The organism is Pseudomonas sp. 37 R 15, assembly GCF_900004865.1.
Lineage (GTDB): Bacteria > Pseudomonadota > Gammaproteobacteria > Pseudomonadales > Pseudomonadaceae > Aquipseudomonas > Aquipseudomonas fluorescens_AM.
Window position 1 is genome coordinate 3,893 of record NZ_CVTV01000052.1, and the last position, 16,649, is coordinate 20,541.

8 protein-coding genes, 2 rRNA genes and 1 pseudogene are annotated in these 16,649 nt (G+C 58.5%); 6 read left to right on the plus strand and 5 right to left on the minus strand.

The genetic code is table 11. The features are described 5' to 3' along the window. Both BFQ04_RS19595 and BFQ04_RS19600 read left to right on the plus strand, forming a co-directional pair. Nucleotides 1-4,448 (plus strand): annotated as a pseudogene (locus BFQ04_RS19595) (LapA family giant adhesin); the annotation flags it as partial. Nucleotides 4,449-4,599: 151 nt separating this feature from the next. Further along, nucleotides 4,600-4,938, plus strand: coding sequence for a hypothetical protein (locus BFQ04_RS19600; protein ID WP_057725300.1), 339 nt, complete (start codon nt 4,600-4,602; stop codon nt 4,936-4,938). A 126-nt stretch (nt 4,939-5,064) separates the two neighbouring features. On the opposite strand, the gene lapD is transcribed toward BFQ04_RS19600, so the two are convergent. Then, complete coding sequence (gene lapD, locus BFQ04_RS19605) at nt 5,065-7,011, minus strand: cyclic di-GMP receptor LapD (RefSeq protein ID WP_065952219.1); 1,947 nt, start codon at nt 7,009-7,011, stop codon at nt 5,065-5,067. A gap of 14 nt (nt 7,012-7,025) precedes the next feature. Then, complete coding sequence (lapG, locus tag BFQ04_RS19610) at nt 7,026-7,790, minus strand: cysteine protease LapG (protein ID WP_332871820.1); 765 nt, start codon at nt 7,788-7,790, stop codon at nt 7,026-7,028. A 180-nt stretch (nt 7,791-7,970) separates the two neighbouring features. On the opposite strand from lapG, the gene BFQ04_RS19615 reads away from it, so the two are divergent. The 4 genes from BFQ04_RS19615 to BFQ04_RS19630 all read left to right on the plus strand — a co-directional run bounded on the left by BFQ04_RS19615 (nt 7,971) and on the right by BFQ04_RS19630 (nt 14,133). Then, nucleotides 7,971-8,681: a GntR family transcriptional regulator gene (locus BFQ04_RS19615; RefSeq protein ID WP_065952221.1), complete on the plus strand. Its 711-nt coding sequence runs from the start codon at nt 7,971-7,973 to the stop codon at nt 8,679-8,681. Nucleotides 8,682-9,056: 375 nt separating this feature from the next. Further along, nucleotides 9,057-9,815: a DUF3050 domain-containing protein gene (locus BFQ04_RS19620; protein WP_065952222.1), complete on the plus strand. Its 759-nt coding sequence runs from the start codon at nt 9,057-9,059 to the stop codon at nt 9,813-9,815. Then, nucleotides 9,812-10,759: a diiron oxygenase gene (locus BFQ04_RS19625; protein ID WP_065952223.1), complete on the plus strand. Its 948-nt coding sequence runs from the start codon at nt 9,812-9,814 to the stop codon at nt 10,757-10,759. The genes BFQ04_RS19620 and BFQ04_RS19625 overlap by 4 nt, the downstream gene beginning before the upstream one ends. Continuing rightward, complete coding sequence (locus tag BFQ04_RS19630) at nt 10,756-14,133, plus strand: amino acid adenylation domain-containing protein (RefSeq protein ID WP_065952224.1); 3,378 nt, start codon at nt 10,756-10,758, stop codon at nt 14,131-14,133. The genes BFQ04_RS19625 and BFQ04_RS19630 overlap by 4 nt, the downstream gene beginning before the upstream one ends. 51 nt (nt 14,134-14,184) lie before the next feature. On the opposite strand, the gene BFQ04_RS19635 is transcribed toward BFQ04_RS19630, so the two are convergent. The 3 genes from BFQ04_RS19635 to rrf (BFQ04_RS19645) form a co-directional block, all read right to left on the minus strand. Next, entirely contained in the window at nt 14,185-16,065 is a 1,881-nt protein-coding gene (locus tag BFQ04_RS19635; RefSeq protein WP_065952225.1) for a methyl-accepting chemotaxis protein, read from the minus strand. A gap of 274 nt (nt 16,066-16,339) precedes the next feature. Further along, nucleotides 16,340-16,455 (minus strand): 5S ribosomal RNA (gene rrf, locus BFQ04_RS19640). Between the two features lie 109 nt (nt 16,456-16,564). Further along, a 5S ribosomal RNA gene (gene rrf, locus BFQ04_RS19645) occupies nt 16,565-16,649 on the minus strand; the annotation flags it as partial.

The following is a 16,649-nucleotide window of genomic DNA, read 5'->3' on the forward strand; positions in this document are numbered from 1 at the left end:
CCACTGCTATCAAGACTGTCACCGGTGGCGAGCACTTTGAGAACCTGGTGCCAGGTAAGACGGCAGTCAATACGACCGTCACCGATACCCCAGGTACCGCTGATACCACTACCGTCACGCTGACCGCGCCAAGCGCCGTCAACGAAGGTGGCCAGATCACTTACACCGCTACGCTATCTAACAAAGCGGGCAGCGACGTCACGTTGAAGCTGGATAACGGCTCAAGCATCACGATTAAAGCAGGTGAAACCGTCGGCACTGTCACCGTCCCAGCGCCAAGCGATGACGTGTTCATCGACAAGAGCACCCAGACCGTCAAGATCACCGGTACCACCGGCGGTAATTTCGAAGGTGTGACCGTCACACCGGGCGGCGCGACCACCACGATCAACGACACCATCGACGATGTGACGGTGGTGCTCAAGGCCACGGGCTCGGTCAGCGAGGGCGGGCAGATTGTCTACACCGCGTCGCTGGTCGACAAGAACGGCGCGGCAGTGACCAACCTGGGTTCCGACCTGGTAGTGAAGCTGGATAACGGCGCGTCCATTACCATCGGCAACGGCAAGTCCAGCAACTTCACCACGGCCACCGCCCCTAACGATGCGTATGTCGGCGCCAACGATGTCACGACCAAAATCAGCGGCGTCGTCAGCGGCGGCGACAAATACGAGCACTTGATGGTTGATGGCAGCACCGTGGTTACCAAAGTCACGGATGTGGTCACCAACACCACCCTCAGCCTCAGCGGTGACGCATCGGTGACTGAAGGCGGCACGGCGCATTACAGCCTGACCTTGAGCAACCCGGCGCAAACCGATCTGACCGTCACGCTCAAGTACAGCGGCACGGCCACCGACGGTTCGGATTTCAATGGTGTGTACACCGTGAAGATCCCGGCCGGCGCCAGCAGCGTGCCGTTTGATATCCGCACGCTTGACGACAGAATCACCGAGCCGACAGAAAAAATCGTCATCACCATCGACAAGACCACCGGCGGCAATTTCGAGAACCTGGTGATCGACAAGGGTACCGTCAGTACCGATATCCTCGACAACGATGCGCCACCGGTCATCGACCTGGACGCCAACAATTCCAGCGGCGCCAGCGGCAACGATTACAAGACCACCTTCACCGAAGGCACCGCCGGGCCGGGTGTGTCGATTGCCGACACCGATATCAGGATCACCGACCCGGACAGCACGATGCTCACCGGCGCAACGGTCACCCTGACCAACGCGCAGGCCGGTGATGTCTTGAACCTGGGCAACAACGTGAATGGCATCAGCGTCAGCACCAATAACCAGACGGGCGCCATCACCCTGACGTTGTCGGGCAGCGCGACGCTGGCTGACTACATGCAGCGCATCCAGAACATCACGTTCACCAACAACAGCCACGACCCAAGCACCACGCCGCGCACCATTACCGTGACGGTGACCGACGGCGGCAACTACTCCAACGTCGCCACCACGACCGTCAACGTGCTGGCGGTCAACGATGCGCCAGTGGCAACGGGCGGGGCCGTGACCGGTACCGAAGACACTGCGCTCGCGCTGACCTGGGCCAACTTCGGCGTGACCGACGTGGACTCGCCACAAGCCAGCCTCGGCGTGAAAATCACCGACCTGCCGGTGGCCGGCAAGCTGCAATACCTGGCAGCCGACGGCACCACCTGGACCAACGTGACCAGCGGCCAGACCTTTACCAAAGCCCAGGTCGATGGCGGTCAATTGCGCTTTATGCCCAACACCAACGAGTCCGGCGCCGATGGTTATGGCGGCACAGGCATCGGTAACAAGCAGGCCGACTACGCACAGTTCAAGTTCCAGCCCACCGACGGCAAGGACCTGGGCACCAGCGCCACGGTGAAAGTCGATATCACTCCGGTGGCCGATGCACCGACCCTGAGCGTGGCAGATAACAACGTCACCTCGACCGGCCTGGTCAAACAGGGCTGGAACAGCATTGCCGGCCTCGGCAACAGCGGCAACGGCGCTGCACCCGATGTACTGAAAAAAGCCATCGACAATGCAGGCACACCGAACAACACCTCGGTGGTGACCAACGTCGAGTCCGTCGACAATGTCAACGCGGGTTCTGGCTCCAAGATCTCCGGCCTGATCTACATGGAAGCCGGCAAGAGCTACACCTTCAGCGGCGTCGCCGATGACAGCGTGGTGGTCAACGTCGGTGGCAAAGACGTTGCCAGCGGGCTATGGGGCACCAACAGTGGCAAGTTCAGCGGCTCGTTCACGCCAACCACCACTGGTTACTACAGCCTTGAGATCTACCAGGCCAACCAGGCGGGGCCTGGCAGCTTTGACGTCAACCTGTCGGTCAATGGCGGGGCGATGCAGAACTTGAGCACCAGCACCGTGCCGCTGTACACCGGTATCACCGACCTGACCAACGCCGGCGTAACGGTGTCCGACCTGCATGGCAGCAATGGTGACGGTTACTACGTGGGCTACAAGCTCAACGAAGGCCTGGAAAACGGCAGCGTCAAACTGTCCAAGGTCACCACCGCGCTGACCGATACCGACGGTTCGGAAACCCTGAGCGTGAAAATCGGTGGCATCCCGGCAGGCTCGGTGCTTACCGATGCGTCGGGCCATACCTTCACCGCGGGTAAAACCACGGGCGAAGTCAACGTCACCGGCTGGGACCTGGGCACCTTGACCATCAAGCCGCCGACCTACTACAGCGGCCAGTTCAACCTCACGGTCACGTCGACCTCTACCGAAAGCATCGGCGGTTCAGCGACCACCACCGCGCAATTGCCAGTGACGGTGCATCCGGCGGCCTATAACCCGGTCACCGGCACGTCGGGCAGCGACACCATCAACGGCACCGATGGCAACGACATCGTCGTAGCCGACGTCGGCGGCCTGAACGTGGTGCAGGGCAAGAACTACAACATTGCGTTCATGATCGATACATCGGGCAGCATGGGCGCGGATTCGATAGCAGCGGCGAAAGCCTCGCTGACCACCACGTTCAACTCGCTGAAAAACAGTATCGGCTCCAGCACTTCTGGCACCGTGAATATCTTCCTGGCGGACTTCAGTGACCAGGTCAATCGCACGGTTACAGTCGACCTGAAAGACCCAGGCGCACTGAATTCGCTGCAGAAAGTCCTCGATTCCATGGTATCGACCGGCGGGACCAACTACGAAGACGTGTTCAAGGCCGCGTCCAACTTCTTTAAAAGTGCACAGGCGACTGGCAACACTGGCGCAATCAATACAACGTACTTCATCACCGATGGTCAGCCGACGTTTTACCAGGGGTCCGAGCAGACCAATCCGTACTTGTACGGCAACGTCAGGCTCGATGATGTCGTCACCATGAACAACTACACCATAGGTACAGCCACACGGATCAACATCGATTCGAGTCACTTGATTGATATCAACTCTGCCGGCAAGGTGACCCTGTGGACCAACAACTGGTGGGGCTGGGCGCAGTCCAGCCCGGGAACAATCCACGCCCAAGGGGATGGCACCTATGAAATATCGGTACAAGGCGGCCTCGGGTACGATACCGACTACTCCACCACCATCAACTCCAACAGTGCGTTCGCACTGCTCAAAGGCCTGTCCACAGGTGGCGTAGAAGCCATCGGCCTCAACAGCGGGGTCAGCCTGAATCAGTTGGCACCGTACGACAGCGATGGCAAGCCGCAAGCCAATATCGATCCGAAGGACCTGGCCAACGCAATCCTCGGCCACACCGAGGCGACGTTGCCTGGCGCTGACACCGTCATCGGGGGCGATGGCAACGACATCCTCTTCGGCGACCTGGTGAGCTTCAGCGGGATCAACGGTGAGGGTTACAACGCACTGCAAGCGTTTGTGGCGCAGAAGACCGGCGTAGCCGTCTCTTCGGTGACCGCCTCTAACGTTCACCAGTACGTCACCGAGCACTACGCGGACTTCGATGTGTCCGGCGCCAAGGATGCCAACGACACGCTGCTGGGCGGTGCCGGCGATGACATCCTGTTCGGCCAGGGCGGCAACGACCTTCTGGACGGTGGCAAAGGCAATGACATCCTGCTGGGCGGCACCGGTAACGACACGCTGATTGGCGGCCAGGGTAATGACATCCTGATCGGTGGTTCGGGTGCCGACACCTTTGTGTGGAAGGCGGGTGACATCGGCAACGATGTGATCAAGGACTTCAAGGCGTCCGAAGGTGACCGCATTGATCTGCGCGACCTGTTGAAAGGCGAGACCGACAGCACCATCGACAACTACCTCAAGATCACCACGGTAGAGGGCGTGTCGACCCTGCAAGTGAGCAGCGAAGGCAAGCTCAATACCACTGGAGGCCTGGCCAATGCGGATGTGACCATCAAGCTGGAAGGCAACGATTGGTCCCATACCAGCATCAACTCGCTGATCAGCGGTGCAGACCCGACCATCAAGATCGATCACACCGTCTAAGCTTGGGTTTATCGGCCGCCCTCGAGGCGGCCGATTTATTTGGGCGATACGTTGCTGGCCCTGGCGGCCGGTTGCATCGCATACTCGCGTCTATCAACACACGGCCAGCCTAAGGGGCTAAAGGTGTGTGGCTTATTTTCGAGGGGTTCTTATGTTTTACGTGCAACGTGATGCACAGGGCGCGTTGAGTCGCGTTGAGGCCGCCGCCTTTGCCGAATCCACCGAAACACTGCCGGCCGATCACCATGAGATCCAGGCCTGGTACGCCAACGAAGTGGTGGAAACCAGCCTGGCCCAACTCAAGCAGAGTGACCTTGAGATGATCCGGGTACTGGACGACTTGATCCAGGTGCTCACCCGCAAGGGCGTTATCAGCGTGACAGACCTGCCGCCCGCAGCCCAGGCCAAATTGATGGACCGTAACCAGGCGCGGGAAGCGTTGGGTGGGTTGAGCCAGTTGATCAATGATGATGAAAAAGGGCTTATCTGAGCCCTGGAGTTACGCCGACTCTAAAATGTGGGAGGGGGCTTGCCCCCGATGGCAGTAGACCAGTCGACACTTAGGCGACTGATACACCGCTATCGGGGGCAAGCCCCCTCCCACATGGATTCCGCGTTATTTCCAGGGCGCCGGCTCGCCGAACAGTTGGCCCTGCACCCCAAAAATCCCCATCTCGCGAATCACCTTCAGCTCACCCTCGGTCTCCACGCGCTCGGCAATCAATGGCAGGTCGATACTGTGGGCCGCGCGCTGGATGGCTTCGATAAACAGGCGTTTGTCGCTTTCCTGGTCGATGGCGCGGATGTAGCTGCCGTCGATTTTCAGGTACGCCAGGCCCAGGCGGGCCAGGTTGCCGATCATGCTGAATCGCCCACCGAAACGCTGAAGGCTCAGGGAGAAGCCCAATTCGCGCAGGCGGTGGGTCATCTGTTCCAGCACATGCTGCTCCGGCAGTTGCTCTTCACCGATTTCCAGGGTGAGGCGCGAGCCCAGGTTGCTGTGCTGGCGCAGCAGGTCATAAATGCCCTGCAGGGCCTCTGGGTCCTGCAAGGTCGCGGCTGAGAGGTTCAGCGCCAGACTATCGCTGTGGCCGGTCATCTGTTTGAGCACCTGTTCCAGCATCAAGCGGTCCAGGCGGGCGGCCCAGCCGAAACGCTCAAGCCACGGCAGGAAACGCCCGGCGGGTAAGGTATGGCCATCAAGGTCCTGCAGGCGCGACAGCACTTTGTAGTGCAGGACCAACTGCGGGTCCTGGCTGGCGACGACCGGCTGGAAGTACAGCTCGAAACGCTGCTGGGTCAGCGCCTGGTCCAAAAGCGTGTGCCAGGCATGGTGATCGTCACCGAGGCTGGCGGCGGCACTGTGGTCCAGGCACACCCACGTGCTGTCACCCTGCGCTTCGGCTTGCGACAGGGCTTGATCGGCGAGGGTCAGCAGCGCCTGCGGCGCATCGCCATGATTGAACGGGGCCAGGCCGATATAGGCCACGGGTGCGACGTCGCTGGCGCCGGTGGCCTGCAGGCTGAGCAACGTGCTTTCCAGGTTCTGCGCCAATTGCAGCGCTTCTTCTCGCGTCAGCCCAGGCGCCAGCACGGCGAACTCGCCGCCACGGATCCGGGTCACAAGGTTGTGGGTTTCCGGGTACGGCTCGCACTGGCGCAGCAGCTGTTCGCCGACCGCTTGCAGCAGCTGGTCGGTACGCTGGCCCCCCAGGCGCTGGTTCAGGCCGGCCAAGTCCTTGACGCGCAATACCAGCAAGTAGCCGGAGTTGGTTTCTTCAGGGTTGCTGACACGGGCGTTGAGCTGCATCTCGAAATAACGACGGTTGGCAAGACCGGTGAGGGTGTCCTGGTAGGATTCGGTGCGCAGCTTTTCGCTGCGCTCGGCCTGCTCCTGGAACAGTGCCTTGAGCTTTTCCACCATTTGGTTCATCGCCTGCACCACCCGGCGCAGTTCGGGCGTACGCGGCAGATCGGGCAGGCTGAGGAATTCTCGACGGGCGATCGCGTGGGACTGTTTGACCATGTAGTCCAACGGTTTCAATTGGCGGCGCAGCAGCAACCCGCCAAGCACCACACTGACCGCACCGCACAGCAGTAACCAGCCAAGGCTGCCCAAGGCGCTCTGCCAGAGTTTGGCCAGGGCGAACATCGGATGGCTGACCACCTCGACACGCGCCGCCTGCTCCCAACCGCGGCTCACCAGCGCATCGCCACCGGCCGGCTCCAGGCCGATCAATCTAACGAACCAGTTGGGCACGCCGTTGTTGTCTGGAATGCCGCTGCGCTCAACGATGGTTTTGTCCGTGGCCAGGTCCACCACACGGATACTGGCGTAGTAACCGCTGTCGAAGATCGAACTGACCAGCAGCTCCACCATGGCCGGGTCATCGATATTAGGGGTGAGCGACAGCGCCAGCGCCGTCGCAGCGTCCTGCGCATGGGAGCGCAACTGGTTGACGTATTGCGTGCGCGAACTTTCCAGGCTGACCATGAAGCTGCCGCTGAAGGCGACCACCAGGAACAGACAGATTGCGATCAACAGCTGTTTGAACAAAGACATCCGATCAGTTACTCCTAGTTGGCAGGCTCGGCTGGAAAGCCTTCCGCACGCATTTTTCTCAACACATCCTGCCAGCGCGACAAGCGTTTGGTATCGCCGACCTTCTTGTTGCCTTTGGCGCCGGGCAGGTACAGGCCCTCGGCGTTGAATGAATACACCGGAATCAAATCGGTACGGCGGGTAGCCGGCAGGATGTCGTCCATCAGGCTGTCGAGCACCAGCGGGATTGCGTCGGGGGTCGAATAGTAGGTCAAGACCATATGTGCGCGATTCTGACGCAAGGCCTTGACGTAGGTAATGCGCAATTTGTCGCTGGACACACCCAGATGACGCAAACTGAAATACTTGGCGATGGCGTAGTCTTCGCAGTCACCGGCGCCTTTCCAGAGGGCTTCGATGGGTGTCTCCCAATAATCGACCGCGTGCCAGAGATCGATGTCTTCCACGTAGGTCATTTGTTTGTTGAAAAACAAGTTAACGACCTTGAGCTGTTCTTGTTCGCTGACCTGCTTTTGAGTGGCCAACAGCCGCTGCCAGGCGTCAATACGCTGCTGGCCTTCGCCCAATGGTCCGTAAAGGGCACTGGCCTTTCGGCTGATCTGCGAGAAATCCCAATCGGCATGCAGCCCGCCAAGCATCAGCCCGGCCAACAAGATCGCTGATAAAAGCCAGCAAAGAACTCGATAGGGAATAAAACTTACCGCCAAGGCGTTCAGTCCATGAAGAGAGACGGGATTTGAGGGGATGGTGAAGCTTCGTCTCGGAAATAACAATGGCATAGTGAGATCATCGATCGGTAGAGCGACTTGTAACCGCCTGATGTGAGACGCACAAAATACACGCTGTAAGCCCTTACAAACGGAAACTCTGGCGGTTTGACAAGCGCTTGGGCCATCTCTAGTGTTCATTGGATCCAATAAAACGCACTTTATTATTCTAGAAAGGAGGGCAGCGTAACCGTGACGCCGAAGCCGAACCCTTTAAGCAGCATCAAGGTCAGCGGGCCTATTCCCGCTCACCTTGCCCGCGCCGTTATTGAAGAAACGTTGCGCAACGCCATTCTCGATGGGCGGTTGCCCTGTGGCACCGCCATGCGCCAGCAAGAGCTCGCCAGCCTGTTCGGCGTCAGCCGCATGCCGGTGCGCGAAGCATTGCGCCAGTTGGAAGCACAATCCCTGCTGCATGTGGTGACCCACAAGGGCGCGGTGGTCGCCCCCTTGATTGAGGACAATTCGGCTGAGACCTATGCCCTGCGCATGCTGTTGGAGTCCGAGGCCTTGCGCTTGTCGATCCCACTGCTCACTGAGGCTGATATCGCCGAGGCAGAAGCCTGTATCAATGCGCTGGAGTGTGAGAAAGACTACAGCGAGATAGGCCGCCTCAATCGCCTGTTTCACATGGTCTTGTATGGCAAGGCGCCTAACCATCGCCTGCTCAAACTGGTGGAGCATGGGCTGAATGAGGAAGAGCGGTTTCTGCGCTTCAACCTCGAGGCAATGGGGCTGGGCGAGACGTCACAAGAGGACCACCGCGAACTGCTCAGCCTGGTGGTGCAGAAGAAAATCGACGAAAGCATCCTGACATTGCGTAATCACTTGATGCGAGGCATGGAGGTCATCAATAGATACCTCAATGGCCTCGAAACGGCCAACAAAGAAAGCACGTCGTAACGCGTTCGCATTTTTCTTTTAGTCTTTACACCGCGCGGCACCTTCCCTTGCCAGGAAACGTCCCGCGCTGGTAGCGCTGTAGACAACTCGCAAGTCTTAATAACCGGCGTTATATAAGGAAAATTCTCACACTTAAAACAACTCTTTCACTCGGAAGCTTATTCTCGAAAAAACATCTAATACATTTACAAGCTCATCCAAACGTTTAATCAGTTTACTATCACCCGCCAACCCAATAAACCTTTCAGTCAGCTGGCCGCGCAATGAGCCCGTGCTTGCCGCGTGGGCACACCTTAACGTTATCTTTCTGTCTAACAACTACAAAACTCCATCACTGCAACTAGAGCAGTCGCAACAATTTTATAGGCGTCAACCATGCATCATCATTTGTTTGAACAAAAAAAGCTGCAACTGTGCAACCATCCGTTATTTGCAGAAATAACTTCGCATACCAAACTACAACACTTTATGGAGAGTCATGTATTTGCGGTTTGGGACTTCATGACCCTGACCAAACGCCTGCAACAAGATCTTACATGTACCCAGATACCGTGGCTTCCGCCCACTGATCCACAGGCCGCACGCCTGATCAATGAGATCGTGCTGGGCGAAGAGTCGGATGAACATCCAACGCGGGGCCATTGCAGTCACTTTGAGCTGTACCTGGACGCCATGGTGGAAGTGGGCGCCGACACCCGCGTCATCACGCGTTTCATTGACCTGCAACATCAGGGCGTGGAGGTAAGCGCAGCGCTGCAAATGATCGGCGCGCCTCCCGGTGTGCCGCGCTTTGTCGACAGCACATGGCAGATCGCACTCAGCGCTCCCACTCACTGCGTAGCGGCGGCCTTTCTGCATGGTCGTGAGGGCGTCATTGCAGCGATGTTCGAGCGCCTTCTGTGCAGCAGCCCCTTCATTGCTCGTCAGGCGCCCACTTTATGTCACTACCTCAAGCGTCATATCGAGCTGGATAGCCAGGAGCATGCTCCGGCGGCGGAACAAGTGCTCCAGCGTCTGATCGGCGCAGACCCGCTTCGCCAGCAACAAGCCGACAGCGTTGCTCTCGAGGCGCTGGAAAGCCGCATGACCTTCTGGGATGACGTACAGACCTCGATGCAAGAGGTCCATCCATGAGCGCTATCGACTACCGCTCCTTTGCCGAAGACTGGGAGCGTCGCGCAACCATCCGCACTCGCCCGCGCCGCGTGTTGGAAAACGACGGCAAGCTGATCTATCCCTTGTACCGCCAACCGCTGGTACTGAGTGCGACCTTTCTCGAGCACTGCCCGCAATCGCGCGACTTTGTGCTGGCGCAAAGCTTTTATCGATTCATCCATGACATCGTGATTTTCGAAACCGAAATCGTCGATAAGACTGCCCGCAGCATCGCCAAGAATCGCTTCTCACTGCCCCTCCCCCTCGCCTGCCGCTACGACGCGATGACCGTCGTGGTGGATGAGGATTACCACGCCTTGGTAGCCCTGGACTTCCTGCAGCAAGCCGTCGAGTTGACCGGTATCCAGCCGCTCGACCTGCCCGGGCAGATCGAACTGAGCCGCGCCTTGCCGGCAGCGCAGGCGCAGGCACCGGAGCACTTGCGCGATGCGGTTGAGTTGATCGTCGTGGCCATCGCCGAAAACACCGTCACCCATGACGTGGCGGCCTTTTCCAAGGACGACAGTGTCAAGTCGTCCGTGCGCGGCTTGATGGCCGACCACCTGTTTGATGAAGGGCGCCACGCACAGTTCTGGACACAGTTGGTGCGCATCTACTGGCACTCGGCAAGCGCGGAGGATCGGGACAGCATTGCCGCTGTGCTACCGACGTTCCTGGGCCATTACCTGACCAACGACCTACAAAAAGGCTTCGACCTGCAGTTGATCGAGCACCTGGATATCAGCGTCGACGTTCGTTCGGCGCTGCAGGATGAAATCGTTGCGATGGACTTTCCCATCACCCGCCAGCACCCGCTGGTTGGCAACATCATGAGCTTCCTGCATCACAGCGGCCTGCTGCACACCTCCAGCGTGGCACGAGTCCTGGACGACTATTTGCCCGCGCTGGGGAGATTGGCATGAGGCGCCTGACGATTGAATGGCGCGGTGCCGGTGACGCGCTGGATGCCCTCAAGCACGTGCTGGAACACTACGGGCATGCCGTGGGGGCGGAGTCGATCGACCTTGTGATTGAGGACGGTAGTCAGCCACCGTCAGACCTGTCCAGAGACGCGGCCTGGATGAGCCTGCGCCTGGGTATCGGCCCTCTGTCCGAAAATGGGCTGCCCAGGCTTCAGTTTCGCTGCTACGACCGAGAGCGGCGCCTGGTGGCCGTGCACGATGTTGCCCACGAGCCCAGCGGCAACGGCCAGCGACTGCGGCGCCGGGCGGCGAACGCCTTGGTGGAGTGGGCAGCGTCATTGGTCAGCGGATTCTCAAGAGATCCAGGCTTTTTCAGCGCAATGACCAGCTCCGACCCCCTGCCTGAACAGGGCTTGCACGGGCTGGAGGCGCTGGCGTTCATGCATCGATTCAATTGTACGGCCGATGCCGCGCTGCTTCGCGCGGCACAAGTGCCCATGATCGAACGCCTGCAGGCAAGCCTTCGCGCCTTCGCCAATCGCACAGCGCTGAATATCGCGGGTCGCGTGGTGACTTATCGCCAACTTCAAGAAAAAGCCATGGCGATTCAGCAACGCTTGCTGCCCCTGTTGGAGGGCAATGAAACCCCCTCGGTGGTGGGTGTGTGCCTGGAAAAATCTACTGAGCTCTACGCGAGCATTCTGGCCGTGCTGGGTTGCGGCGCGGTGTATTTGCCACTGGCCCCGGATCATCCGGTAAAACGCCAGCACCGCATGTTGATAAGCGCAGAGGCCTGCGTGTTACTGGAAAATGGTCTGCATCCGCTGCGAGATCATTTCGTTTCGATTGACGTGAGTACGCTCGCCTCACGCGACATCGACCCGACTCAACCGCTGATGCGTCATCGTCCCCACGCCAATGCGCCATGCATGGCACTTTTCACCTCCGGCACCACCGGGCAGCCCAAGGGTGTGCTGCTCAGCCAACATAATCTGGCGCATTTCACCGCCTGGCTTAGTACCTGTGTAGCGCTGGATGATAAGAGTCGCGTCCTGCAATTTTCACCGCTGAGCTTTGACTCCTCGCTGATCGATATTTTCCCCGCCTTGATGGCGGGCGCAGAGCTGATTGTTCCCAGCGCAGAACAGCGTCAGGATCCTCAGCAATTGGTCGAGTTGATTCGCGTGCAGCGCGTCACCCACGCTTTTCTGCCACCGGCGTTGCTCAGCATCCTGCCGCTGGACCAGCCTCTTGGCCTCTCCCACCTGCTCACCGGCGGCGATTTTTGCGAGCCATACGTGATCGAGCGACTGGCAGGCCAATGCCAGTTGCACAATCTCTATGGCCCCACCGAAGCCACAGTACTGGCAACCCATCGAACGTTTCGGCTCAGTGACAGCAATCGCAACATCGGTTTACCCATTGCCAACAGCCAGGTCCTGATCCTCGACGACCATTTGCAACCGGTGGATGAGCAAGTGATGGGCGATCTGTACATCGCAGGCCCTGGCGTCAGCCAGGGTTATATGAACGCAAAGCCGCAAGCTGACTCGCCGTTCGTCAAGCTGGCGCTGCCTGATGGACAATGGCTGCAGGCTTACCGTAGCGGCGATCTGGCGAAATGGACGCCGGACGGGATCGAGTTGGGCGGTCGACGGGATGATCAGGTCAAGATCCGCGGCTTTCGCGTCGAGCCTCAGGAGATTGAGCAGTGCCTGCGCAGCAGTCGGTTGTTCCGCCAAGTAGCAGTGGTGATTGATCAGGCATGCAGAATCATTGGCTTTGCTGCCCAGCCCGAACCCGGCGCCACCCTGGCCAGGCTGAAGGAGCATGCCAGGCACTGGCTGCCTGAGCATATGCAACCCGTCGCCTGGAGCGAACTGCCGAGCCTGCCCTTTTCGAGCAACGGCAAGATCGATCGCACGGCGTTGCGGGCGGTGCCGAGTGCGCGCCCCCAGGAAAGGATTCGTCGCAGCACCCACACGCCAGTCCAGGCGCAGTTGGTGGAGCTGTGGGGGGAGTTGTTGGGGTTGTCTGCCAGCGAGGTATCGATCGACGACAGCTTTTTCAACCTCGGTGGCCATTCGATCCTGCTGTCCACCTTGTTACTGCGCCTGCGCGAGCAATTTGGCCGCAGCTTCTCCTTGAGCCAATTTTTTGAAGCGCCGACGATTCGTACTCTTGCCTTACAGCTGGAGGGCGAAGCGCTGCCGGATACATCTTTCAGCCAGATGGAACACGATGCATCCCGAGCCCTGAAGCTTGAAGTGCTACCTGAGACCCGCGCAGGAGACCCGCGCAAGGCGATTGTCACGGGAGCCAACAGCTTCGTCGGCGTGCATATCGTCCAGGCATTGCTGGCGGGTGGAGCGCAAGAAGTAGCGTGCCTGGTGCGGGCGCTCCCCGGCCAGTCTGCGGCGGACCGATTCACTCAGGCGCTGCGCGAATATCGCCTGGAACAATTGGACCTGCGCCGAGTGCAGGTGTACGCCGCAGACCTGCGCCAACCGCGCCTGGGGCTATCCTGTGAGGCGTACGAGCACCTCGCCCGTCATCATGGCGTGCTTGTGCACAATGCGGCGCAGGTCAACCATGTGATGGACTACAAAGCGCTCACCAAGGACAACGTCGAACCGGTGTTTGAATGCCTGCGCCTTTGCGAGACCCACTGCAAGAAGGTCTTCAATTTCATTTCGACGCTGTCGGCCTGCAGTACCCTCGACACTGATCGGTATGTGCTCGAAGCACCCGCCAGCCGCGCATTACCGATCTATGTCAAAAATGGCTACAACCTCTCGAAATGGGTGGCCGAGCGATTGCTGGGGCGTGCAACCGAGCAAGGAGCCTGGGTGAATATTCATCGGCCGGGCAATATCAGTTTCAACAGTCAGAACGGCGTCTGCCAACCCGATAAAAATCGCTTGATGTTGATGCTCAAGGGGTCGCTGCAGTTGGGTAGGGTCCCTCGAATGGAAGGTAACTTCGACCTGATGCCGGTGGACTTCCTGGCACGCTTCATTGCGTTTCACAGCCAGCGTTTTGTCGCAGGGCGAAACGTATTCAACCTGCACAATCCGCAACCGCTGAGCTGGGACCAGTACCTTGACGCGTTCAGCCAGGCCGGACATACCTTTGAACGGATAAGCCTACAACAGTGGCAACGCGCATTGAGAACCGTAGGCCATGACAATGCGTTGTTCGGCGTACTGGGCTTCTACCTTGATGGGGTGGGTGAGGACATCGGCGACACTTCGATGATCCAGTACAGCAATGCCCAATGGGGGTTGGAGCAAATGGGCACACACTATCCGCCCAAGAGCCCCGCGCTGTTACGCAAAGGCTGTGACTACCTGAGGACCATCGGCTTTCTCTGAGCGGCTTCAGGGCAGTCGGAGCGGGAGGCCTCGCTCCGACTGCCGCCAGGATCAGATTTTGAAGCTATCGACCAATTGCTTCAATCGACTGGCCTGTTGGGACAGCGCATCGCAATCCTTGAGCGTCTCGTTGAGATTGGCCACGCCTTGCTGGTTCAGCAGGTTGATCTGGTTGATGTCGACGTTGAGGGTTTCAACCACCGCCGTTTGCTCCTCGGTAGCTGCGGCGACTGATTGGTTCATGCCGTCGATCTCAACGATTCGCTGTGTCACGCTGATCAGACGCTCGCCAGCCTGGTTAGCCACTTCAACGCTTTCTTCGCTGGAAGCCTGGCTGGCGTTCATGGTGGTCACCGCTTCACGCGAACCCACTTGCAGGGAGGTGATCATCTTGTGAATCTCTTCAGCCGATTCCTGGGTACGGTGAGCCAGGTTACGCACCTCATCAGCTACCACGGCAAACCCACGCCCAGCTTCTCCGGCACGGGCTGCTTCGATGGCCGCATTCAGCGCGAGCAAGTTAGTTTGCTGGGAGATGCCCTTGATCACATCGAGGATGTGACCAATGTTGTCGGTACTGGCGTTAAGGGTCTCGATCTGAGTGCAGGACAGGCTGATTTTCTGCGACAGTTCCGACATTGCCTGGATGGTTTGCTCGACGACCTTGCGTCCATCGTCAGCTTGCTCACTGGCACCGCTGGCATGCTGCGAGGCATCAGCGGCGTTACGGGCGATTTCCTGGGTGGCGGCGCCCAGCTCGTTGATCGCTGCAGCCACGCTGTTGGTACGTGCACTCTGCTCGTCTGAGCCAATGATCGACGCGTTGGACGATGCCATCACGCGCTGGGACAAGTCATGCACCTGGCGTGTCGCCGAGGACACTTCGGAAATCGAGGCGTGGATACGCTCGACAAACTGATTGAATGCGCCGCCGACTTCGCCGAACTCGTCTTTGCTCGTAACGTCGAGGCGTCGGGTCAGGTCGCCTTCGCCTTGGGCAATATCCTTCATCGCGACGCCCATCGTGGTCAGCGGACGCAACAACACCTGGATCAACATACTCAGCAGCACGGCAATCGCCACTACGGCGATGAGCATTGCTATCAATGCTGAAGTGCGAAATTTACCCAGTGCGGCATAGGCTTTGTCTTTGTCGATAGACAGACCGATGTACCAGTCAGCCCCTGGCAAACCGCTGATTGGCGTAAACGAGAGAATACGGTCCTGTCCATTGAGGACAACCTCCTGGTTAACCTTCTCGATGCGCACCTGGGCGCCTGGGTAGATGTCTTTGAGGTTTTTCATCACCTGGTCCTGATCAGGACTGACGATGACTTGGCCGTCACCACTGACCAGGAACGCGTGGCCGATACCGCCGAAATCCACCGAGTTGATGATCTTCACCAAGGTTTGCAGGCTCAAGTCTCCACCCACAACGCCCAACAGCTCTCCGTTCTTCTTCACCGGCATCGCAATCGTCACGATCTGGCCGCCCACAGCTGCCATATAAGGCGGGGTAAGCATGGTTTTGTCGGCTGCTACGGCTTGCTTGTACCAAGGGCGCTGACGCGGGTCATAGCCATCGGGCATCTTCGCATCGGGACGCTGTGTGAACACACCGTTGATTTGACCCACATAGGTAAACTGGAAGTTGGAGGTGAACGCCGGTTGATCGACCAAACCCGGCAGATCGGCGCCACTCCCTTGATGAGCAACGTTTTGTGCCAGGTTCTCCAGAACCAGAATGCGGCCGCTGAGCCAGTTCTGCACGCTGCTGGCGGTAAGCTCGCCGGATTGCTGGATGGAGGACGCCAGGTTTTGCCTGATCGTGTTGCGCTGCAGGTAATCGTTATAGAGCGTGAACAGCGCAAAGGCCAGAACCACGACGCCTGACGCCGCCAACAGAATTTTATGACTGAACTTGAGATTCATTTCATCGACTTCTTTTGCCAAAGGGGGGTGAGCGTGCCGAGTGGAACATTCCATGTAACGCAATAGGCGGACTCTGCGATCGCTCTATTTCGGTGCACGCATGGCTCGTCAGGCTTTCGGCCAGAAAACGATAAATCTTAGAGTTTTGTGTGAATCTTCCTCTTTTAGAGCAAGGGCCCGACAGGCGGTAGACATGCAGTCGATTATCAGCCGTTTGCAGCCTTAAACGACAAAACCCCTGTCTGCGTTAGCAGACAGGGGTTTCGGAATTGAATCTTGACGATGACCTACTCTCACATGGGGAAACCCCACACTACCATCGGCGATGCATCGTTTCACTGCTGAGTTCGGGATGGGATCAGGTGGTTCCAATGCTCTATGGTCGTCAAGAAATTCTGTGTACCAGACCGTTGTGCTAGCAACGTACTGGTGAAATTCATGAGCTTCTACATAAACAAAACCCCTGTCTGCATAAGCAAACAGGGGTTCTGGAATTTAATCTTGACGATGACCTACTCTCACATGGGGAAACCCCACACTACCATCGGCGATGCATCGTTTCACTGCTGAGTTCGGGATGGGAT

Bases quoted from the DNA above. Each gene is read 5' to 3' on its own strand.
- BFQ04_RS19625 (WP_065952223.1), top strand. From the start codon at position 9,812: ATGAGCGCTATCGACTACCGCTCCTTTGCCGAAGACTGGGAGCGTCGC.
- BFQ04_RS19630 (WP_065952224.1), top strand. From the start codon at position 10,756: ATGAGGCGCCTGACGATTGAATGGCGCGGTGCCGGTGACGCGCTGGAT.
- BFQ04_RS19600 (WP_057725300.1), top strand. From the start codon at position 4,600: ATGTTTTACGTGCAACGTGATGCACAGGGCGCGTTGAGTCGCGTTGAG.
- BFQ04_RS19620 (WP_065952222.1), top strand. From the start codon at position 9,057: ATGCATCATCATTTGTTTGAACAAAAAAAGCTGCAACTGTGCAACCAT.
- lapG (WP_332871820.1), bottom strand. From the start codon at position 7,790: ATGCCATTGTTATTTCCGAGACGAAGCTTCACCATCCCCTCAAATCCC.
- BFQ04_RS19635 (WP_065952225.1), bottom strand. From the start codon at position 16,065: ATGAATCTCAAGTTCAGTCATAAAATTCTGTTGGCGGCGTCAGGCGTC.
- lapD (WP_065952219.1), bottom strand. From the start codon at position 7,011: ATGTCTTTGTTCAAACAGCTGTTGATCGCAATCTGTCTGTTCCTGGTG.